Annotated in this window: 12 protein-coding genes and 1 pseudogene; 10 read left to right on the forward strand and 3 right to left on the reverse strand. The window is 55.5% G+C overall.

Annotated elements, in window-relative coordinates; genetic code table 11:
• Nucleotides 1-74 precede the first annotated feature (74 nt).
• The 4 genes from ACIQU2_RS25615 to rimJ are packed head-to-tail and all read left to right on the forward strand — an operon-like array spanning nucleotide 75 to nucleotide 3,643.
• A complete protein-coding gene (locus ACIQU2_RS25615; RefSeq protein ID WP_403144885.1) occupies nucleotides 75-509 on the forward strand; it encodes a hypothetical protein in 435 nt (144 codons plus the stop codon).
• The gene (locus ACIQU2_RS25620; RefSeq protein WP_403144887.1) at nucleotides 506-1,966 is read left to right on the forward strand and encodes an RAD55 family ATPase; all 1,461 of its coding nucleotides are present in this window, start codon (nucleotides 506-508) and stop codon (nucleotides 1,964-1,966) included. The genes ACIQU2_RS25615 and ACIQU2_RS25620 overlap by 4 nt, the downstream gene beginning before the upstream one ends.
• 9 nt (nucleotides 1,967-1,975) lie before the next feature.
• Nucleotides 1,976-2,998: a sensor histidine kinase gene (locus tag ACIQU2_RS25625; protein ID WP_403144889.1), complete on the forward strand. Its 1,023-nt coding sequence runs from the start codon at nucleotides 1,976-1,978 to the stop codon at nucleotides 2,996-2,998.
• Nucleotides 2,999-3,055: 57 nt separating this feature from the next.
• Nucleotides 3,056-3,643 carry a ribosomal protein S5-alanine N-acetyltransferase gene (gene rimJ, locus ACIQU2_RS25630; RefSeq protein ID WP_403144892.1) on the forward strand — a complete coding sequence of 196 codons (588 nt, stop codon included), beginning with the start codon at nucleotides 3,056-3,058 and terminating at the stop codon, nucleotides 3,641-3,643.
• Nucleotides 3,644-3,683: 40 nt separating this feature from the next.
• On the opposite strand, the gene ACIQU2_RS25635 is transcribed toward rimJ, so the two are convergent.
• Together ACIQU2_RS25635 and ACIQU2_RS25640 are read right to left on the reverse strand one after the other, a co-directional pair.
• Entirely contained in the window at nucleotides 3,684-4,511 is an 828-nt protein-coding gene (locus ACIQU2_RS25635) for a phosphatase PAP2 family protein (protein WP_403144893.1), read from the reverse strand.
• Nucleotides 4,512-4,537: 26 nt separating this feature from the next.
• Nucleotides 4,538-5,209: a histidine phosphatase family protein gene (locus ACIQU2_RS25640; RefSeq protein WP_403144895.1), complete on the reverse strand. Its 672-nt coding sequence runs from the start codon at nucleotides 5,207-5,209 to the stop codon at nucleotides 4,538-4,540.
• 293 nt (nucleotides 5,210-5,502) lie between these two features.
• Here ACIQU2_RS25640 and ACIQU2_RS25645 point away from each other — a divergent pair.
• From ACIQU2_RS25645 to ACIQU2_RS25670, 6 genes and pseudogenes are all read left to right on the forward strand, one after another.
• Nucleotides 5,503-6,531 (forward strand): annotated as a pseudogene (locus tag ACIQU2_RS25645) (methyl-accepting chemotaxis protein); the annotation flags it as partial.
• A gap of 144 nt (nucleotides 6,532-6,675) precedes the next feature.
• Nucleotides 6,676-7,389, forward strand: coding sequence for a methyl-accepting chemotaxis protein (locus ACIQU2_RS25650; RefSeq protein WP_403144941.1), 714 nt, complete (start codon nucleotides 6,676-6,678; stop codon nucleotides 7,387-7,389).
• Nucleotides 7,390-7,623: 234 nt separating this feature from the next.
• On the forward strand, nucleotides 7,624-10,974 hold the full coding sequence (locus tag ACIQU2_RS25655) for a Tc toxin subunit A (RefSeq protein WP_403144898.1): 3,351 nt from the start codon (nucleotides 7,624-7,626) through the stop codon (nucleotides 10,972-10,974).
• Between the two features lie 26 nt (nucleotides 10,975-11,000).
• Nucleotides 11,001-14,903: a neuraminidase-like domain-containing protein gene (locus ACIQU2_RS25660; RefSeq protein ID WP_403144901.1), complete on the forward strand. Its 3,903-nt coding sequence runs from the start codon at nucleotides 11,001-11,003 to the stop codon at nucleotides 14,901-14,903.
• Nucleotides 14,900-19,390, forward strand: coding sequence for a SpvB/TcaC N-terminal domain-containing protein (locus ACIQU2_RS25665; protein WP_403144904.1), 4,491 nt, complete (start codon nucleotides 14,900-14,902; stop codon nucleotides 19,388-19,390). Before ACIQU2_RS25660 ends, ACIQU2_RS25665 begins: the two co-directional genes overlap by 4 nt.
• On the forward strand, nucleotides 19,387-22,239 hold the full coding sequence (locus ACIQU2_RS25670; protein ID WP_403144907.1) for an RHS repeat domain-containing protein: 2,853 nt from the start codon (nucleotides 19,387-19,389) through the stop codon (nucleotides 22,237-22,239). The genes ACIQU2_RS25665 and ACIQU2_RS25670 overlap by 4 nt, the downstream gene beginning before the upstream one ends.
• A 3-nt stretch (nucleotides 22,240-22,242) precedes the next feature.
• On the opposite strand, the gene ACIQU2_RS25675 is transcribed toward ACIQU2_RS25670, so the two are convergent.
• Nucleotides 22,243-22,611 (reverse strand): glyoxalase superfamily protein, encoded by a 369-nt coding sequence (locus ACIQU2_RS25675; RefSeq protein ID WP_403144908.1) that lies wholly within the window; start codon nucleotides 22,609-22,611, stop codon nucleotides 22,243-22,245.
• Between the last annotated feature and the right edge of the window lie 30 nt (nucleotides 22,612-22,641).

The following is a 22,641-nucleotide window of genomic DNA, read 5'->3' on the forward strand; positions in this document are numbered from 1 at the left end:
CCTCTGACGCAAATCACTCCCAGCACTGCCATAGGGTGTACCATCAAACACTGTCCATCAGATATCAGTTAGCTATGTCCACGCTAAGCGAAGAGAGCCGCCAGATCGTAGCTTCTCTGGTGCACCGCGTTGGCCCCAACGCTGACATTGCAACAGTCGCGCAAGCGATCGCATCAATATTGCAGGATATGGACGCAGCCCTCACGCCCATCATCGGCCAGCCAGGGGTTGTCGCGCTTTATCGCCGCAGCCTTCATCTGTGCGCCTCCAGGCATCCGCGCCTGGCCGGCACCTATGAGAGTGTGCAGGCCTCCCTGGATCTGACTTCCCTCAAGTCCGTACTCGTTGAGCAAAGCGAAACCGATGCGCTGTTTTTCGGTGAACTGTTGCTGACCACGTTTTACGAGCTGCTGACCACGCTGATCGGGCCCTCGCTCACCGCACGTTTGCTTCGTGGCGTGTGGGAACCTTCTTTGAGCGACACCCCTTCGCAGGAAAATTCGCCATGAGCACCAAAGTGACTATCAACCGCCTGGCCACCGGCGTGCCAGGACTGGACGAGGTGCTGGGCGGAGGATTGCCGGAGTTTTCGTTCAACCTGATCGCAGGTCCCCCTGGCTGTGGCAAAACCACCCTGGCGCATCAGATGATGTTCGCCCTGGCGACGCCCGAGCGCCCGGCGCTGTTTTTTACCGTCCTCGGCGAGCCGCCGCTGAAGATGTTGCGTTATCAGCAGCAATTCGACTTTTTCGACAGCGAAGCGATCAACCAGTCGATCCGCTACGTCAACCTGGCTGACGACACCCTGGCCGGGAATCTGGATGAAGTGCTACGGCGAATCGTCAGCGAGGTGGAGGCTCACTCCCCGTCACTGGTGTTCGTCGACTCGTTCCGTTCGGTGGTGCTGGCGAGCCAGACCCAGGACAACCCCAACAACAACCTGCCGCAGTTCGTTCAGCAATTGGGCATGTTGATGACCACCTGGCAGGCGACGACCTTCCTGATTGGCGAATACTTCACCGAAACCGACACCAACCCGATTTTCACCGTGGCCGATGGCCTGATCTGGCTGCGCCAGAGCGTTCAGCGCAACTCCATGGTGCGCAAGATGGAAATCATGAAGATGCGCGGCCAGCCGACGCTGCCAGGGCTGCATACTTTCCGTATCGCGACGTCGGGGATCAAGGTCTTTGCACCCGCTGTGCACAACTCGGTTGAAGCACCGCTGGAGTTCCCGATCAAACGCCTGAAAATGGGTGTGCCGCAGCTCGACGAGATGCTCGGCGGCGGCCTGCCTCGTGGTTACTCCTTGCTGGTGGCCGGGCCATCGGGCTCGGGCAAAAGCATTCTGGCGTCCACCTTCCTGGCCGAAGGCGCGAGAAATGGTGAAACCGGCGTGATCGCGGTGTTTGAACAACGGCCTAATCACTCCCAGAACGCCACCCTTGCGGGCCTGATCCAGAGCGGACAGGTCGGGCTGGTGGACAGCCGCGCCCCGGACCTGTCCATCGACGAAATCGTGCAGTTGCTGCTCAGCGAGATCAGCCGACTGAAAGCCACCCGCGTGGTGATCGATTCGTTGTCGGGCTTCGAACTGGCGCTGGCGCCGACCTTCCGCGAAGACTTCCGCGAGTCGCTGTCGCGCATGGTCACTGCTTTGACGAGCGTCGGGGTCAGCGTGTTGATGACCTCAGAGCTGGAAGACCGCTACACCGACCTACGTTTCAGCCCTTACGGCACGGCATTTCTCACTGACGCCATCATCGTTCAGCGCTACATTGAAGTGCAGAGCCGTTTACTGCGCATCATGGCCGTGGTCAAGGTGCGGGCCAGCGCCCATTCCGATGAGTTGCGCCAGTACCACATCGACGAGAACGGCCTGCAAATCGGCGAGATGTTGCCAGAGCAGGAAGGCTTACTCGGTGGCCGGCCTACCCGGCAGCGTTTGAGCAAAGACGACGGATGAGCAAAAATCATGAGTGAGGCCAATGGCAAGAACGAGCAAGCGATGGCCACCGCCGCTCGCGAACTGTTCCTGCTCGGCCAGAAAACTGTTGAGGCACGGGCAGTGCTGGCGGCGCTGCGAAAAGAGCTGAGCGACGCCAACACCCGGCTGGTCGATAGCCAGCAGGTCGAGCAACTGATCGAGGCCAATCAGCAGTTGGTGCTGGCGATTTTGCTGGCGCAGTCCGATGCAGAAACACCAAAACGCACGCAGGAAGAACAACGACTGTTCCTGGAGATGCGTGAAGCCAACGCGCAATTGGTGATCGCGGCCCTCAGCGCGCAAGACCTGCAAGCCACGGCCGAACACACCCTGGAACAACAACGCAACATCCTCACCCTGGTGGCCCACGAACTGCGCAACCCGCTGACGCCCATCAGCATGATCGCCGGGCGGCTGGTGCGTGTACCCAGTGAGGAACTGCCGCGGATGCAGGCGCTGATCGAAGGCCAGGTGCAGCACATGTCGCGGCTGGTGGACGATCTGCTCGACGTCTCCCGCGCCAGCACCGGCAAGTTGCGCCTCGATTGCCAAATCGTGGATATGGTGCAGATCATCCATCAGGCCATCGATGTGTGCAGCCCGGTGATGGCTGCTCACCATTTGCACTTCACCGCTGAACTGCCCGAGTGCGCGTTGGCGGTGAATGGTGACCCGGTGCGCCTCACGCAGATTCTCGGCAACCTGCTGGGCAACGCGGCCAAATACACACCGGCGCACGGCAATGTCACGCTGTCGGTGACCGCTGAAGCCGACGTGCTGGAGATGAGCATTTGCGATAACGGCATCGGTATTTCCGCCAAGGCGCTGCCGTTTATCTTTGAGCCCTTTGTGCAGGATGTTCACGCCGCCGGCTTCAACGGTGCGGGTCTTGGCATTGGCCTGACGGTGGTTCGCGAACTGGTGGAAGCCCATGGCGGCACAGTGATCGGCATGAGCGATGGCGACGGCAAAGGCAGCACCTTTATCGTGACATTGCCGCTGGCGGTTTGAGTTTTTCCGCTGGCCACGCAATGCTTGCGCGACGATCCCCGCGAACCGGAGCGCCCTATGCCGCTGCTGTCCCTGTCCTGTAAACGCTTGACGCTGGCAGTGCTAGACCCTGAGCAGGCGGCGCTGGAAAGCGACTTCTACCGGCGCAACCAGAGGCATCTCGCCCGGTGGTCGCCGATTCGCCCCGCCGATTACCACAGCCCTGAAAACATCCGCCCACGCCTTGAGGTGCAAGCCAGCGCTTTCCAGGCCGGTCTGGCGGTGCATTTCGCGTTGCTGGATCCGGACAACGGCCAGATGATCGGCGCCTGCAACTTCAGCGGCATCACTCGCGGGGCGTTTCAGGCCTGCTATCTCGGTTACCACATCGACGAATCTCATCAGGGCCAGGGCTTGATGCAGGAAGCACTGGAAGCGGGAATCGGCTACATGTTCGATGAGCAGAAGCTGCACCGGATCATGGCCAATTACATCCCTGGCAATGAACGCAGTGCGCGGCTGCTGGAGCGTCTGGGATTTGAACGTGAGGGCTACGCCAAGGCCTACCTGAGTATCGCCGGGCGCTGGCAGGATCATGTGTTGACGGCGTTGATCAATGATCGCTTTGAAGCACCGGAACAGCGCTGGTCCAGACGCCTCTCGTAATACTTCGTCTGCTCGGGCTTCCCATTCCCTTGTTCGAACTTCATGAGTTTCTGAGCGGCTCAGCGATGGGTCGCGCAGCCTGTTGGAACACCGGTTGCTCCAGCCGCGCTCGCCCATAGAACGCCAACGCTGTCAGCAAACACGCCAGCCATACGAAGATTCCGGCCCAGAAGGTGTGGGACATGTAGTGCCAGCCTTGCAGAACCCGCGTCGTGCCGTAGACGAAACCGAGCAACAGCGAGCCATACATCACCGCTTTGGAATAGCGCCAGCGGTAGCGGCGCGCCACGAAGTACAGCGCCAGCATAGTGAAACCGCCCGAAGCATGTCCGCCCGGCCAGCAGCGACCATCGCCCGCGACTTTCAGCAGATCAAAATTCTCATACCACTCCTTGTGCTCGATTTTCCCGCCGTACTGGGTCGTTTCGATCGGGCAGTACACGCTGGTGTGCCCCTTGAGGTAGTGGATCACACCGGTGCTGACAGAGAACGCGAACACCACATAGAGAAAGTCCCGACGGTGCTTGCTGGCGAACCGAAGCACCGGCGCGACTTTGATTTTTTCCAGAAACTCGATGAGTTTCGAATGCTTTTCGGCCTTCAGACGCGGCCAGAGAAACGACAGCAAGGCGCCGACGATCGCTAACTCTCCGGTCCAGTTCGGGATGATCCGCGCCCATTTATGGGTGATCTTTTCGAACAGATGGACATGATCCAGCGGAAACGTCTGCATGACCGGGTCATAAAAAAGATCATTGAAAGCGATGTCGATTTTGGTCAGGTCGAACAGCAGGAAAACCACGACCGCACAGGCCAGCGGAATGCCGAAGTTCACCCAGTAAAAGCGGTAGCGGGAAGAAGTCAGCATTGTGTGTCCCGATCCAGAAAGTGAATTCATTCGGTGGTCACCGAGCGCCAGTCCGAGGCTTCGATGAAACCGAGCATCCGTGGTGCCTGAGGCGTTTCGGCCGAGATAAACAAAGACGCGCCGTAACCGAGGGTAGAGGCCGGCAACTTGAGGTCTTTCTCCAGTTGCGACATGCATTCGCTGTGGGTCACCAGAATCAGGTTTCGCCCGGCCACCTTGTGCGCCAGAGCGTCACGCAGCATGGTGCCCTTGCAATTGATCAACCAGTCCTCACCGACCCCGACCTTGTTGAACATGTAGCCAGCGGTCTGCGCTGTGCGGATGACGGGGCTGTTGTAGATGTCGGCCTTGTTCAGCCCCAGTTGTTCGAACTGCGCACCAACACCCACCGCGACGCTGCGAGAGCGATCGGTAATGCCATCGTTACCGTTCAGGCAGGCGGCGCTGGAGTGATCGCAGCGTTCGACGTGACGCACCAGCACGATCACGTCGCCCTTGGCCCAACCGGCCGCCAACGCCCGGGCGCCGGCCACATTACCGTGGGCCAGGTCCGGTACAGCGGCCGGATGCAACAGCCACACTGTCAGCGGAATCACCAACAGCGCCGAGGCGAGCACGACAGCCGCATTGCGATAGCGGGCAAAACGGCTCAGATCAATCGAGCGTTTTATCCCGAACAGACTCAGTCTCAATTCCACATCAAACCGCCTCGCCGGCACGCATCACTGTCATTCGATGCCGCGAGGTTAGAGAGGCAGGCGTCGGCAGCCGGTGAAACTCATGTGAAAAAAAGCTTAAGACCACACGAAGGTCTTGTTACATATCTGTCCTACAAAAACCATTCAGCTCTCGCAATTACTGCCGATATACACCTGCAACACACCTTGCTGGCGACCAAAAACAACAATCTTCCAGCCAACCGACGATCAAGAAGCACAACGTTCCTGGAGGACTTTTGATGAATAGCTGGTTCGGCAATATCAGCGTGAACATGAAGCTGGGCCTGGGGTTCGGCCTGGTCCTGGCACTGACCTGCGTCCTCGCCCTGACCGGCTGGACGAGCCTGGGCGGATTGATTGACCGCAGCAACTGGATGAGCGACATCACCCAGCTCAATGCCGGCCTGACCAAGCTGCGTGTGGTTCGCCTGCAATACATGCTGACCAACGGCGACGAAACCGCCGCACAGAACGTCCAGACCACGCTCGAGGCGTTCTCCGCTCAGCAACAAGCGCTGCTGGTGAAATTCAAGAGCCCGGAAAACCTCAAGCTGCTCAAAGAGCAAGGCGCCGTCATCGACGCCTACAAGACGTCCCTGAACAAAATGCGCAGCGCGTACCGCACCGGTAACAGCGCGCGCGACACCATGGGCGCCAATGCCGACGCCGCCAACACGCTGATCAACGCCATCAACACCCGCGTGCAGCAAATGCCTCTGAGCGACCAACGCTTCGAACAATTCCAGGCCATCACGGCGGCCAAGGAAGCCTTCTTGCTCGCCCGCTACGAAGTGCGCGGCTACACCGCGACCACCAGCGCCGAGACCGAGCAAAAAGCCGTCGGCCAACTGGACGTGGCGATCGCCAGCCTGAAACCCCTCAATGTGCATTTCGCCGACACTCAGCAAGACGCCCTGCGTCAGCTGGAAACCGCACTGACCAACTACCGCAGCGCCTTGCAGGCGTATAAAGCGGCGAACAGCGATGCGGTGCAGGCGCGCAAGGAAATGACCGACCAGGGCGCCGCCATCGTGACCCTGAGCGATCAGCTGTATCAGATCCAGCTCGACCGCCGTGACATCGAAAGCGCCCAGGCTCGCACGCTGCAGCTGATCAGCACCTTGCTGGCGTTGCTGGTGGGCATCATTGCTGCCGTGATGATCACCCGTCAGATTACCGGCCCGCTGCGCGACACCTTGGCCGTGGTTGAACGCATCGCCAGCGGCGACCTGTCCCAGGACGTCAAAGTGACTCGTCGTGACGAACTCGGTGTGTTGCAACAAGGCATCGCTCGCATGGGCGTGACCCTGCGCGACTTGATCAGCGGCATCCGCGACGGCGTCACCCAGATCGCCAGCGCTGCTGAAGAACTGTCCGCCGTGACCGAGCAAACCAGCGCTGGCGTGAACAGCCAGAAGATCGAAACCGATCAAGTGGCCACCGCCATGCACGAGATGACTGCCACCGTGCAGGAAGTCGCGCGCAACGCCGAAGAAGCCTCCCAGGCGGCGGCCGCTGCTGATGGCGAAGCCCGCGAAGGTGACAAGGTGGTCAACGAAGCCATCGCCCAGATCGAACGTCTGGCCACCGAAGTAGCGCGCTCCACCGAAGCCATGAGCGTGCTGCAACAGGAAAGCGACAAGATCGGCAGCGTCATGGACGTGATCAAGGCCGTGGCCGAACAGACCAACCTGCTGGCGCTCAACGCCGCCATCGAAGCCGCCCGTGCCGGTGAAGCCGGTCGTGGTTTTGCCGTGGTTGCCGACGAAGTCCGTGGCCTGGCTCAGCGCACGCAGAAATCCACCGAAGAAATCGAAGGCCTGGTGGCCGGTCTGCAGAACGGCACACAACAAGTGTCCGCGGTAATGAACAACAGCCGCGCCCTGACCGACAGCAGCGTCGCGCTGACTCGCAAGGCTGGCGTGTCACTGGAAAACATCACCCGCACGGTGTCCAACATCCAGTCGATGAACCAGCAGATCGCCGCCGCTGCCGAGCAGCAAAGCGCCGTGGCCGAAGAGATCAGCCGCAGCATCATCAACGTGCGCGACGTGTCCGAACAGACCGCCGCCGCCAGCGATGAAACCGCTGCGTCCAGTGTTGAACTGGCGCGGTTGGGTAATCAGTTGCAGATGATGGTGAGTCACTTCCGGGTGTAATCCCTCACGCAACCGGACCCCGGCAACCTGATGCTGCCGGGGGCATCCGGCCAACCCACGCAAATATGGCGCTGGCCTCGGGCAAGACCACAGCATTAAAACGGCCTACGATTCGTCGAGATTTTTCCCCGACTAAGCAGCGAGTTTTCCATTCACTCATAAAACGAACGGCTGACGGTGCTTGCCGTCATGACGCAGTAATGTCGAGCTCCGCCTACCAGGAGTCTCATCGTCATGGACAACTACCCGCTACTCCAGACATTGATCAAGGAAAACACCAAAAGCAACGATGCGGATGTGCAAAAACTTTTCAAGGACAAGCTGCAGATCACATCGGTTTTCGATATCACCCGGCTGACCGAGGCTGACTTCAAGGCAAAGGTCGAAACAGCCATGGCCATTGATGAAAAGCTAAAAGCAACGCCATCAATTATCGACGTCAAAAAACTTTACGATAATGCCAAGTGTTTTTCTGCGCAGGTCGCTCACCTATACAGAGAGCAACAGCTGTCTTCCGGCGAAGCGCAGCACCACTGGCATCCTCCAGGAATTCGTGCTGTCGAAAAGCAAGGCCCCAGCTACACCAACTTATTCAAGGAAAACTGGGACGACTCCTGCAAAGTCGATTCGATCGCTGCCATTGATTCTCCAGTTGCCTACCTCAGGGCGCTGTACCTGTTTGCCTCGCAACTGGAAACCAGCGGTTCGCCTGCAACGGATAAAGACAAACGACTGCTATTGGAAAACAGACGCCCTGATCTCGCGGATTTATGGATAGATCAAAGCAGCACGTTCGACCCGCAACCCATGCTCAAGATTATTAACGAGCTGTTGGATAGAAGTATTCAGAAGGCACTGGAGACCACCTCCGAGAAGGGCATATCGACATTCAGCGTATTGGCAAAAAGACGCTATCCCTTTGCGTTGCCCTATAACGTTTCCCACCATCAGTGCCTGCTGGGCCTCAGTGGTCATAAACCATCCCTGGGGGCCTTGAACTACCTCATCAGCACTCGACTGCCCATGAGTGAGCACTTCGACAATCAATATGGTCAAGTGCTCTCATCTTCTCCCGCCGAAGCCCAAGAGTTGTTGTCGGGCCTAAGCCCTCAACAACAAACGCTACTGACCGAACCTGCGCTGGACGAGCAGCCGCAGACCGGAACAACGCTCACCGCAGAACAACAGAAGCGCAAAGATGAATATTGGACAAACCTCTATGGCACATCCGAACCCGCCAGCCTGAGCAACATGACTGGTTTTATGAAGCGTACCGAATTGAATGCCCAGCAAATCGAAGCGCTGCTCTCACTAGGCAAACATGCTCCGCGCCATCCGAGTAATTACCCAGAGAACGGTACACCTCCCCCTCCCTATGGTGCTCTTTTTATAAACGGCCCTTCCACCAGCTCCAACTTGGCAATTCTTGACGAAGCGGGCAAAAAAACAATTGACCAAGCGACAGAGCAACGACTAATACGCCTGCAACGGATGATCCGCTTGCAACGTTGGTCGGGCATTTCTTTTGCTGAATTGGACGCACTGATCATCAGCGCCTTTGAATCGCAAGTTCCGCGCAACGCGCTCATGCAGATAGATACTCATACCGTGCGTACTTTGGGTGTTTATCGCTACCTGAACCGACAGTACTCGATCACCGCTGAAGAATTCGCAGCCTTGCTTTATCAGGTATCAACCGATACCAATAGTGATACTCCGGCCTTGTTCGACCGCGTATTCAACCCCGCCCGATTGTTCGACACGCCACTGGCACTCGATGGTCGGACATTCTCCACCGACGATGCGACCTCTGCCTCTCACACCATCCTGCAGCATTTGAGTGCGAGCCTTGGTCAGCCCATGACCGATGATTCGCTGTTATTGATAGTCAAGAATACGCAGCGACACCTTGGCCCTCTGAAATGCGACTTGCGCACCCTGTCATCAATTTACCGACAAGCGCGAATAGCCCAAATGTTTGGAATTTCGGTCGCTGACTGCGCAGCGCTCGCACGTTTGATGGCGGGTGAAAGCGCTTCTAAATGCCTGGCAATCGGACACGTCCGGGACATCCAGACAATTCGGATAAATATCAGTAATTCCGGCGAGTCATTTGAGCTCATTGCACGTTTTCGCATGCCTGGCCAGACGGCTTCCAAGGTCACCACGCGACTCATGTCCGGATCAACCCTGACAACCAGTACTTCGAAGTTTGCCGACAGCAAAATGGCGGGATCACTTTTCATCCAGTTGCCGAGAACGGAGACTGATGAAGATATCGATGAGGATGCTGTCCCCAGCATTGCAATCGAACAGTTACCGACGGTAGCAGCCAATACGTCGATCTCTCTGGAGGGGTACCTGATAGAGCTGCCAGGCAGCATTCTTGATGCATTTATACAAAATGAAAACCTGTCGGCGATCGTAGCGCTGTTACCACGCAGTCAAGGCTCGAAAGACCTCCCTGAAACGAGTAACTATACCGATGTGACGCTGACGGATACCCGTCAAGAAATCGATGAACTCAACATTACCGATGTAATTCTACAAATGGACTGGATCACGAAGTGGCTCAGCGAATCGGTGTACAACATCCCTACATTGCGATATCTACTGACGCCCATAAGCGACGATGATCATTCATTTCGGGGCTTGCAGCAGTACCTGACAAAATTGAAGAGCGACACCGTGAAGTGCGCGGTCACACCGGAAGAAATAGCAAAGCTGGCGCTTCCCAAATCAATCGAATTGCCCACTCTGGTGGCAGCTGGACTGCTGGATGCCCAGGGCCTGGTAAAAAATATCGCACCCGCCATCGAAGACGATGTGCCACTGAAACTGGACGCTGCGCTAGCAAGCATGCTCAATCCGTTAAAGCTAGCCAAGGCAATTGAGGACAGCTGCAAAAAAAAACTCAAAGACCTGCTGCTGACTGCCCATGAGCGGCAACTGCACCTGATCGAAAAGCTTTTGCAAGAAATCTGCATGCTCCCGATGAATTGCGCAAAGGCAGTGCTGTATTGGGCAAACACGTCGACCCACACAATCTTGACCGACGCTCTAAACAACACGCTACCAAACCCGCTTGCCCAGACACTTTCACCCGTTATGCGCCACGCCGCAGCAGCCGTTCAACTGCATCTAAGCAACAGCGCCCTTCGCCAGTTCCTAAGCCATCCCGATTGGTTGGAACCTGCAAATACGCGGTTGGCAATGACCCTGGGCAACTTGTATTGGCTGGATCGCTTCAATCATTGCATGACCACCTATCACCATCCTGAAGAAGACTTGCTGAGTTACCTGCGCCTCGCCAATTCAGACTCTGCCAATTCGGCCACCATGAACGGTTTTCTGGCCAAACTGCTGAATGGGTCAGAAGCTGAAATCAGCATCTTGACCGCAAAGCTGCCAGATCACCATGCGCGCACGATGAAGGACCTGGATTGGGTCATGCGCTCCCTCACCGCCTGCACAGCCACGGGGCTATCCGTCGCATCACTACTCGGCGCTACCGCCCTGAACAACAACAGTCCAGCCAGCGCCTGGAAGGCTGTCGGTGAAGCCGTCATGGCCGCCAGTCATTGATCCCATTACATGCTCAAGGAATGAACATGTCCGCAACCATTGAAAAGCAACTTAACGAAACCCTGCGTGATACTCAGCTTGCCCTGTACCTGCACGAATTTGTGCCCACAAACGAGACCTTGGTGAAACTTGGGATCGCAGAGCATTTACTTACCGCCAACGACCTGTACCAATACTGGTTGCTGGATGTCCTGGTCAGTCAGGACGTGCCCACTACCCCGGTAGCCTGTGCCATTGCAAGCCTGCAGCAATACATCAACAGTATTCTCGCCAACATGGAACCCGGTTATCACACGGCGGACATTCCGGCAGACCAGATCGAAACCTGGCGTACCGTGATGCATCACTACCCCACGTGGGCGGCAAATCAGCAGCTTCATTATTTCCCGGCGGTTTATCTGGACCCGACCCTTCGCCAAACCAGAACCGAAAGCTTCCAGAGTCTGGAAAATGACATCAACCAAAACCAACTTAGCGCTGAGTCTGTACAAACGGCAGTTCTGGCTTATCTGGGCAGACTTGAGGAAGTGGCCAACTTAAATACACTCAACGGCTATATAGACGGGACAGATTTCGCCAACAGCATTTATTACTTCATTGCCAAATCCCGCGCAGCGAACACCTATTACTGGCGATCTCTGGATATGGCAAAGCGCCCCAATACGGGCGTCCCTCAGGCCAAGTACGATGCGCCCGAGCCCCAGGCGTGGTCAGAGTGGCACCGTATCAATTTGCCCATCAACGAAAACACGATTGAACAAACCATCCGCCCGGTCATGTTTAACAATCGCCTATACGTCATCTGGGCCGAATGCATCTTTCAAGACAACACTCATGCTGCCAGGCAAGTGTCAGAGCCCCGTCCAGCAGAACCCAGCCGAAACCCCACGAGCCCGCAATTTCGTTTGAACCTGTGTTACAAAAAATATGACGACAGCTGGAGTACTCCACAAACTTGCCAGCAAGCTTACGCTTCGAAGGAATTCTTGCATGCCCTGACGTTAAGCGAAATCAACAAGTACACTAACACCGTTGCCACGCAGAACGACAAGCATCTGTTTCTCGCACTGTACGTTAAAGCCAAGCCTTCTCAAGATAACAATACAGCGAACAATTTCTTCTGGATGTCAGTGGATATCGACAAAGACTTCAATACCACCTCCAGTTCGCTCACAGGAGAACCTTCCGAAAAGGGCGAAGATCCCATTGAAACGAAAATCCGATCGATTACCGAGAAATTGGGTGGTTCTACACGAACACTGCAATACAAACTTCCTGATGAAAAAAGCCTTGGAATTTTTAAACCTCCAATAATCGCAAACCGCCTCGACAAGCAATCAGGCAACATACAGTACGTCGACTTCTCATCGTCAACAATCGAACTCAGTGACGGGAAGAAGAAAGAGACTCAAGGTCATCTCAAACGCTCCGGGATTCGGCTGAACATCACTTTCACCCGACATTTGATCGATCGTGCCGAGACCAGCATGAACACATTGCTGAGCTGGGAGACTCAGCATCTTGAAGAACCGTTGCTGGAAAGCGGCGGTAAAACGGAAAAAATGAATTTTTACGGTGCCTATGGGCGGTACTTCGTGGAGTTGTTTGTGTACTTGCCATGGTTGATCGCCCACCGTTTCAACCAGTCATCTCAATACAACGAAGCCGAACGCTGGTTGCACTACCTGTTCGACCCGGGCCGTAAAAAAATTGCGGGTGGCAATCCTGACTACTGGAACGCCGTACCCTTGCTCAACGCCTCTTCAACCCCAGCGCCCGGCCAACTGAGCTATGCAATCCAGGGCCCTCAGGATCCTCATCAAATTGCCCTGAGCCACCCGGTACATTTTCGTAAAGCCTTGTACATGCTCTACATCGATATCCTGCTCAATCGTGGTGATGCGGCTTACCGCACATTGACGCCGGACGGATTGACAGAGGCTAAGCTGAGGTACATTCGCGCATTGGATTTGCTGGGCCCTCGCCCGGATCTCAAACAAACCGATGTCTGGGCACGCGTCAAACTGAAAACTTTCAGCGACGGGAAAAGTTCGTCACTGCGCGACTTCGAAAACAAACTGGGCAAAGAGGGCAAACACAAGCCTGCAGCAGACACCCCCCATATGGCTCCGCAAGTGTGTGTACGACCTTATGCTTTTGCACCGTCGGTTCACGCTATCGATACCCCTCATTTGCGCCTGCCATTCAACCCGACGCTGATCGCTCGCTGGGAAAAGCTGGAAACTCGCCTGCACAACCTCAGGCACAACCTCGATATCGTCGGCAAGCCATTGAGACTCCCTCTTTTTGCGCAAGTCGCCGCGCCGGCAAATCTGCTGCGCACTAATCCTCAACGCGCTGCCGAGCCCGGTGTTTACCAACGTCAGCGGAATGACATCCCGCCTTACCGCTTCAGTGTCATACACGCCCAAGCCACGAATGCCGTGGACACCGTGATCCAGTTTTCAAATACGTTGCTGTCATTCATCGAGCGAACCGAGCAATCCAGTTATCAGGAAATTCAGCAGCAACATCTATGGGACCTGGCAAACGTCGCAGTACAGATTCAAACCCAGGCATTGAAGGTCGACCAGAAAAACAAGGAAGCCTTGCTGGCGAGCAGGAACATTATCGAAGACCGTCTGAATCACTACAGTCAATTGGTCGATGAAGTGGTCAATCCGGAAGAAGTAATGGCCGCCGCATTGCACCTGACGGGACGCCTTGCAGAAGTCTCTGGCTATGCGGCCCAAGCGATCGGTCAAGGGGTCAAGGTCCTGCCCAATATCTTCGGCCTGGCGGACGGGGGCCATCGTATCGAAGGCATGCCCTTTGCGTTCATGGCAGGTGCTCAGAGCCTGGCGGCAGTGGCTCATGGTACGGGGGAGACCCTGGAACGTACTGCGCAATACCGGCGTCGCCATCAAGAGTGGACACTCGCGCGTGATCAGGCAAGGCTTGAAATCGCGCATCTGGACACATTGCTGCGCGTTGAAGCCGAACGCGAAACCGCTTCCTTGTTGCAGTTACAACAAACCCAAAAAGCACTCGCCCAAGCCAAAATGTCCTACGAGTTCTTGAGTAAGCGCTTTACCAATTCGCAGCTTTATCAATGGTTCATTGGCCAACTCTCCAGCTTCCATCAGCAGGTGTATGACGAAGCGTTGTCGTTGGGCCGACTTGCCGAATCGTGTTGGCGCTACGAGATGGCCGACGAATCGGCACATTCTTTTTTTCAGCCGCAGACCTGGAACAGTACATACCGCGGCCTGGGCCCTGGTGAGTCTATGAAAGTGGGATTACTGAAGATGAAGAATGCCTACCTTGCCGGTGGTGAGCGCGAACTGGAGATCCGCAAGACCGTGTCGTTGCGCCATCTCAAGAAAAAGGAAGATGCGATACTCGAGCTGAACAACAAGACGATTGCAAACAAAACCCTGAACAAACCATGGGATGACTCAACTGATGCTGGGCCGATCGTTTCGGGACTCAAGGCGGACATCATCAAAGGCGCATGTGATTTCGAACTCACCAAACCCTTGTTTGACCATGATTACCCCGGTCACTATCTACGACGCATAAAAAGCATCAGCATCTCCTTTCCTGCCATTTTGGGGCCTTATGAGGACGTCCGCGCCATCCTGACCCAGGTCAGCGCCGAGGTTTGGGAGAGCAGCACCGCCGAGCAGCCGAAGAGCACTCAACGGGCCAATCAACAAATTGCTCTTTCGACAGGTATCGATGACAACGGTCTGTTCACACTGAACTTTCAGGACGAACGCTACCTTCCTTTTGAATACACCGGTGCAATTTCAAAATGGAGGCTGTCGTTTCCCAACCCCAGCGCTCAGAGAGCCATGCTCGAATCGCTGACCGATATCATCGTGCATGTGCGGTACACCGCCAGGGCTGCTGGAGGTGCGCAATGATCAATGCGACTTCCATCCCGATTACCACCGCGACTCTGCCCAAGGGCGGGGGGGCCATTCAAAGCATCGGTAACGAGATGGGCGCCGTCGGGACCAGTGGCGCCGCCTCCTTTGAAATCCCCTTACCAGTGACGCCGGGGCGCGGGTATGCACCGGCACTGGCGCTGCGTTATAGCAGCTCTCAAGGCAACGGCGTCTTTGGCCTTGGCTGGAATCTTTCCCTGGGGAAAATCAAACGGCGCACTCACCTGGGCGCGCCGACTTACACCGACAGCGACTTGTTTCACGGCCCCGATGGTGAGGTCTGGTTACCTGAGCGAAACAAGACAAGCGGCGTTCTGATCTCCAGGCAGGTAACGCGCAGCAATAGGGGTACGCAGGAGAAACATGCTGTCGTGCGATATCGCCCGCGGGTCGAGAGCACTTTCGACCTGATCGAGCACTGGTCCAGCGCGACCGACAAAGCGGGCTATTGGTTGATACGCAGCGCGGATGGCAGTCAACATCTGTTCGGAAAAACCACGGCGGCACGGTGCGCGGACCCCGACACCTCTTCACGGGTAGGAGAATGGCTGCTCGAAGAAAGCATGAATGCTCATGGCGAACATATTCTTTACGAATACAGCGTTGATACAGCGGCAAATCAGGGCCCTGCCGATTACCGGGCACAACGTTATCTATCTCGCGTGCGCTATGGCAACTTCAACGCCGATTCACAGTTGTATCTGCGCTCCGTTGATGGCCTTACCGATAAAAAATGGCATTTCGACCTGTGTTTCGACTATGGCGAACGCAGTGTTGGGCTGCAGGACACCCCTGCATATGAAGTGACGGCTCCAAGCCTCTTGCGCAGCGATCCGTTTTCGCACTTCGCGTATGGCTTTGAATTGGGCACTCGACGTCTGTGCCGGCAAGTCCTGATGTTTCATCATTTCCCCAATGAACCATCAATGGGTGCCAAACCGGTACTGGTGCGTCGTCTCTTGCTCACGTACCAGACTTGCGCATTGTCTTATAGCTGCCTGAGTGCGGCATTGCCCCGCTCCTATGGCGCCACATTCACTGATATGTACCAGCCGCCTCTGGAATTTACATACACCGGTTTCACGCTAACGCCAGAGGGACGCCCCTTTAAACCCTTTGAGGCGTTGAGCCAGCTCAATCACCAAGAGCAATTCCAGCTCATTGACCTAAGAGGAGAAGGACTGCCCGGTATTCTTCATCGAACGGATAAAAGTTGGCGATACAGCTCGCCTGTGCGCGATGAGAAAGGTGGCGATCACGTGACGTATGCACCTTGGAGCGAGCTGCCTCAGATCCCGATGTCAGACCACCGAAAACCCACACGACAGTATCTGGCCGACCTGAATGGGGACAGTCGTCCAGACTGGATCGTAGCTCACCCTGAGCTATGCGGTTTCTTCACACAGGATTCAAATGGAAATTGGTCCGGCTTCACACCTTTTGACGCGGTTCCCAACGAGTTTTTTCATCCTCAAGGACAGCTGGCGAACGTAATAGGGACTGGCCGTAACGATCTGATATTGATCGGGCCCCGCAGCGTGCGCCTGTATTGCAATCAGGAAACAGGCCAGTTTGGCGCCGCCACCGAAATGCCACGAAGTCGCGAAGAAGATGATTTACCGCTGCCCGGCAACTTACCCGGTGAGCTGGTGGCTTTCAGCGATCTTTTGGGCAGCGGTCAACAACACTTGGTTCGTATTCGACACAACGAAGTGAAATGCTGGCCCAATTTGGGTCAAGGTCGCTTTGGTAAGGGGCGCGTAATGGCTTCTCTGGACTTTTCCTACGAGCACTTCGATGCATCGCATATCCTGCTGGCCGACCTGGATGGCTCGGGTTCCGCAGACCTGATTTATCTACAACCCGATTGCGCAAGGATTTTCATGAACCGCGGCGGCAACAGTTTTGCGCCTGCCGTGGATTTACCCTGGCCTGAAGGGCTACGCCATGACCGATTCTGCAAGGTCAGCGCAATCGATCTGCAGGGGCTTGGCTGTTCAAGTCTTGTGTTTACCGTGCCGGGGGATACTCGCCGTCACTGGCGCTGCGACTTTGTCGACACCAAGCCTTACTTGCTCGATACCAGCAACAACAACATGGGGGCTGCCTGCAGCGTCAGTTATCGCAGCTCTGCCCAGGAATGGCTGGATGAAAAGAAGCAGTTGCTCGAAGACAATAAACCGGTGATTTCTCATCTACCATTTCCACTGTTTCTGGTGACGAATCAGAGCCAGAACGATGAAATTACCGGTAATAAACTGACCCAACACTTCAAATATCGTCGTGGTGTGTACGACAGTGTCGAGCGAGAGTTCCGGGGTTTCGGGCTGCTCATCCAAACCGATAACCCTACGGCCGGCCTTGATGCACAAGCCAGCCTGAATAACCCACCCATCCTGACAAAGACCTGGTTCCATACGGGCCAGGTCATAGACCCACTCAACCTTGATTACGACCAAAGTGACAAGGCAGCCATCGCGCTCAAAAAAACAATCCTGTCATTGGACAAAAACTCGATGGCGGACGGTATGACGAACAACCGAAAGCGCGAGTTCGCTCGAGCGCTGAGCGGGCGGACATTAAGAGTCGAAACGTTCGGCCTCGACAAAGAAAACGAAAAACAAAAGCCCCCCTATTCGGTTGTGCATCATCGATATCGGCTTGTTGAACTCCAGAGTATGGGTATTTATCAACCCTACTCGATCGTGCAGCCGTTGGTAGCGGAATCCATCCGCTATCAGTATGAGCGCATCCCTGAAGATCCTCGCTGTAGCCACACAATCAACGTTGAATGGGACGAGTATGGTCACCTCACCCACGGCGTAGAGATCAGCTACGCGCGGCGCAAAACACCTGCTGACACCTCGCCGTACACAGATGTCTGGCAGAACACATGGTGGAACGATAGCCATGACGAGGAGCAACAGTATTACTACGTGAGCGAAACCAAGGCTCAATTCATTCATGTCATTACCGATGATGCACAACGTCTGGGCTTGCCCTTTTTGCAGAGAACCAATGCGTTAAAGCTGCCGAAGGCGCCATTGACCGACGGGTTATCGCCTGGAGCCATCGACCATGAACAGTTGCTTGAACTGAGCGCCTCGCAATCCTGGAAAACCATGCAGGTCATGACAGGTCTGTCGGCACAGCGTTACCGAAAACCTGATGCAAACAGCAATTACGATGAAGGCGAGGCTAGCATTGAAGGTTTAATTGCGTTCCAGGAAACCGCCGAATTCAATGACGTCGCCCTGGCTGCCTATAACGGACTTAAAGCAACGACGCCGTCTTTTGATATGACCGGGCAATTGCAAAGCAGTGGCTACCAAAAAATGCCCATCGCTTTACCAACTGACAAAGGCTGGGATGAACGGAATCAACTGTGGTCCGCACGTCGCGGTTTTATTACATACGATAATCCGGCAGGTTTTTACAGGCCATTGACTGTCAGGAAAAGCCAAAAACAGGGCCTGACAACCCTCACCTCAGATCCCTATTGCTGCTTGACCGCAACAATAAAACTACCCGACCAATGCACTACTCACCTGTCCAGGATTGACTATCGAACACTTCAGCCAACACGGTTGATCGACCCCAACGCGAACATACAGGAAACTCAGTACAGCGCTCTGGGACAGGTACATGCCTTCACCTGGTACGAGGACGACAGTTCGGGCTTCAGACCCTTGGACACTTACCAGCGCAACTCCGATGACCGTCCTGACATCGCCATTAATGATCCTGGCGCTGCGCTCAAGGATATCGCGAGCACTTTTTACTACGACTCGCTGAGTTGGATGGGCAGAGTTCCCTACATTGCGGACAACAAGATCTGGCACGAAGAGGCCGTAAAAAAAGGTGATTTGCTGCCCACCGGACACATACGCGCAAGCACCCGTGCTCGCCTTGCCAGATTGAGCACCAAAACGCCCTACGAGCAAACGCTTCAAACTGCGATGGCCAGCGTGCAGCGTGAACCGGTTCACTGCGTGACGATGCAGGCAGACAGGCTCTATTCAGATAGCGAAAAGCAGGTAAGGATCACCACCGTGTGCTGGGACGGCTTTGGCCGACAACTGCAAAAAAAACAACGAGTGGACCCGGGTAAAGCCCTGGACATCAATGAAGACGGCACGTTGAAACTTGAAAACGACACAGTGCAAGAGCGTGAAGTTAACTTTCGATGGCGTGTCAGCGAACGAATCGAATACGACAACAAAGGCTTGGTCATTCGTACTTATCGCCCCTATTTCAGCGGACGCCACCGCTACGTCAAGGATGACGCCCTGCGCAAATCAGGGCTGTGCGACAAGCACTTCTACGATCCGATGGGCCGCCTGCTTCGTGTCATCAATGCCAAGGGCGACGAGCGTCGGTATACCTATCATCCCTGGTATTCAACGACCGAGGACGAAAACGATACCCAGCCAGATACTGTGACTCAGGGAGGTGTTCAATGAGCACGTCTATTCATCGCCATACGCCCACGTTGAACGTCGTCGACGGTCGTGGTGTTCAAGTCCGCGAAGTGACCTACTTATGTAATGAATCCATCACCCGGCCCCAGGCACGCATCACTCGTCATTTGCATGACATCAATGGACAGGTGCTCGAGCAACGCTCGCACGCCAATGACAGAGATACGCCAGACCTCATGCAGGTCAATAGCTTGTCGGGTGTTCTGTTAAAGACCTCAAGTATCGATGCAGGGTGGCGGCTGACGCTGTGTGGCGAAGCCGGTCAAGCGCTGCAGAGCTGGGACTCTCGCGGCAGCCGTTGGCAAACGGAGTATGACGACCAGATACGTCCACAAGTGATTTACGAACAGCCCAGCGGCCAACCCCGCCAGGCCATCCAGCGCTTTACCTACGCGGATAACTCCAGTGCCCATGCGCGAAACAACCAGTGTGGACGCCTGATTCGCCATGATGATCAGGCAGGAAAGCGTTTGGTATCTGCGTATGACCTGACAGGGCGAGTGCTGGAAGAGACGCGAGAATTTGTGAAAGAACATCAGGGCGTGAGCTGGCCGCAAGCGCCCGATGACCGCGACAAGCTGCTTGAAGCCAATAGCGCTTACACCACCACCTGGCGGTACGCACCAACGGGCGAAAACCTGGAGCAGAAAGACGCAAAAGGAAATGTGCAACGTTTCTGGTTCGATGTCGCCGGCCAGCTCAAAAAAGTCACGTTGCAACTCAAGGGCAGCGCCGAGCAAAAACTGATCCTTGATGAGGTTATATACAACGTTCAAGGACAGATCGAATCGCAAACCATGAGCGGCAAAATCGTCAGCGAGGCAGTTTACACACCCGAAAATGGTCGCGCGACTCAGCGCACGATTTCGCGCGAGCGAGGCAGGGTTCTGCAAAAAATCCGCTATGCCTATGATGCTGTCGGCAATGTAGTGAGCATCCACGACCACACCAAACCGATCCAATACAACGCCAACCAACGTATCGAGCCGATCAGCACCTATGTCTACGATAGCCTCTATCAACTGATCAAGGCTTCGGGTCGTGAAGAGCAGGAAGCAAGCAAAGGTGCCCGGCTTCCCGATTGGTCGGCAAGGCCGGGAGACCGAAGCCGACTGCTCAACTTCACTGAGCACTACACCTACGATGATCGCGCCAATCTGGTCAAACTGCAGCACCGCCGCGAAGGCAACAACTACACCCACGAAATGCATATCGCCACTGACAGCAATCACGCATTGCCATGGAAATCAGACGAGTCGCCACCCGACTTTGCAAAAGGTTTCGACAGCAACGGCAACTTGCAGTGGCTGCAGACAGGTCAACCCCTGCAATGGAACGCGAGCAACCAATTGCAAAGCGTGATACTGATCGAACGCGACGCTGAGGCCGCGGACACCGAAACCTATCTTTACGACGGCAACGGTCAGCGTGCCCGCAAACGACAGACGAAAAAAGTGCGCACCCTCACCACTGTTCGAGACGTGAGCTATCTGCCGGGGCTGGAAATCCGCGTCACCGACGCTCAAGAACTGGAGGTCATCACCCTTCAGGCTGGAGGCTGTTCGGTACACTGCCTCCATTGGAGCCGAGGCATCCCCCCAAAAATCGCTAACGACGCTTTGCGTCACAACTTCACCGACCATTTGAGCTCAACGACCCTGGAGCTGAACGCCGACGGCGAACTGACCAGCGAGGAGAGCTACTACCCCTTTGGTGGTACGGCGTGGAGGGCCGCGCGTAACGAGCTCGAAGCGAAATACAGAACTATCCGCTACTCAGGCAAAGAGCGCGACGCCAGCGGCCTTTATTATTATGGCCGTCGCTATTACGCACCGTGGTTGCAGCGCTGGATTAGCCCGGACCCGGCGGGGGCCGTGGATGGGTTGAATATGTATCGGTTCGTCGGCAACAACCCGGTCTCTCATCAAGATTACTTGGGTCTGATGAAGTACGAAATCGTACCCTACAGTGCCGGCGCGACTGGACCTGTACCGCCAAGTGTTCACCAGCTTGCCAATCACAACAATTACAACCCGAACGGATTGACGTTCACAGCAAACATGCAAGATACACATAGGCATCAACTGGCCTACGACCTTAACTGGACAACGCGAAGTCTGCTCAACACGGGAGCGGGCAACCAGATAGGGGACATACTTAACAGCGGTGAGATGTCTTCTATGCTGACGGAGCATCTAAGAGCAAACCTGGGCCCAGGTGCTTCAAGCCAACTGGTGGCAGAACATGCCGTCGCAGCCAGTGCCGGACTGTGCGATGAGTTTGCAGCGGTCAGCTCACATTTGGCCGCCTCGTCATTGCACGGATTCGGAACACCTGTCTTTATCGCGCAAATACCCGGGCATACCTTTACCTTGCTCGGTGACAGGGCGGTGCAGGATCCGGTAGTCGTCGATCCCTGGGTGTCTTATCCGATCCCGGATAAACTTTCGACCAGCCGCTACAACCACCCGAACTTGATTCAATTCAACAACTCGGCGGCCATGCCCCAAGACCCGAGATTTCACATATCAGTTGCCAACGTCGCCGCCCACGCGCCTCTGTACACCGGACCACTGCAACCATTGCCCAGGCCTCTGGATCAAGACATTCAACATGATCTCAACACCAGCGGCGTAAGCAGCTGGGTCTGGAATCAAATTTCATCACAACAGCACTCCAATGACGTTTGGGGTGTTACAAATAATGGCTTCATCAACTTCGCAAATGTTCCCCCGAACCATTGGAACAGGCTGGATGCCAGCGCGTTACTTCCTGACATCTATGCAATAACTCACCTGCAACAGCACCCTAACCCATACAAAAGGTTATGAACCTCATACGCTAATCGCGTTGGTGAACACCAACCGATTGCCGAACGGATCACTGATGGTCATGTCCTGGCTCCCCCAGGGCATGGCCTGGATCTGCGGGTGCGAAAACTTGTATTCCTTGGCGAGCAGTTGCTGCTGAAACGCCTCCAGCTCGTCCGTCTCGATACGTAGCGCCGAGCCCGGCGAGCTGTCGCCGTGATGCTCTGACAAATGCAGCACGCATTCGCCTCGGGAAACCTGCAGGTACAGCGGAAAATTCGGCTCGAAGCGATGCTGCCAATCGATCTTGAATCCCAGGAAGTCGACGTAGAACTCCACGGCCTTGATTTCATCGAAAATCCGCAGGATCGGGGTGGTTTTGCCGAAGCTCATGGAGTTGCTCCCAGACTGATAAGGCCCAGA

It is taken from the genome of Pseudomonas sp. NPDC098740 (genome assembly GCF_044760065.1).
GTDB classification, from domain to species: Bacteria; Pseudomonadota; Gammaproteobacteria; order Pseudomonadales; family Pseudomonadaceae; genus Aquipseudomonas; species Aquipseudomonas rossensis.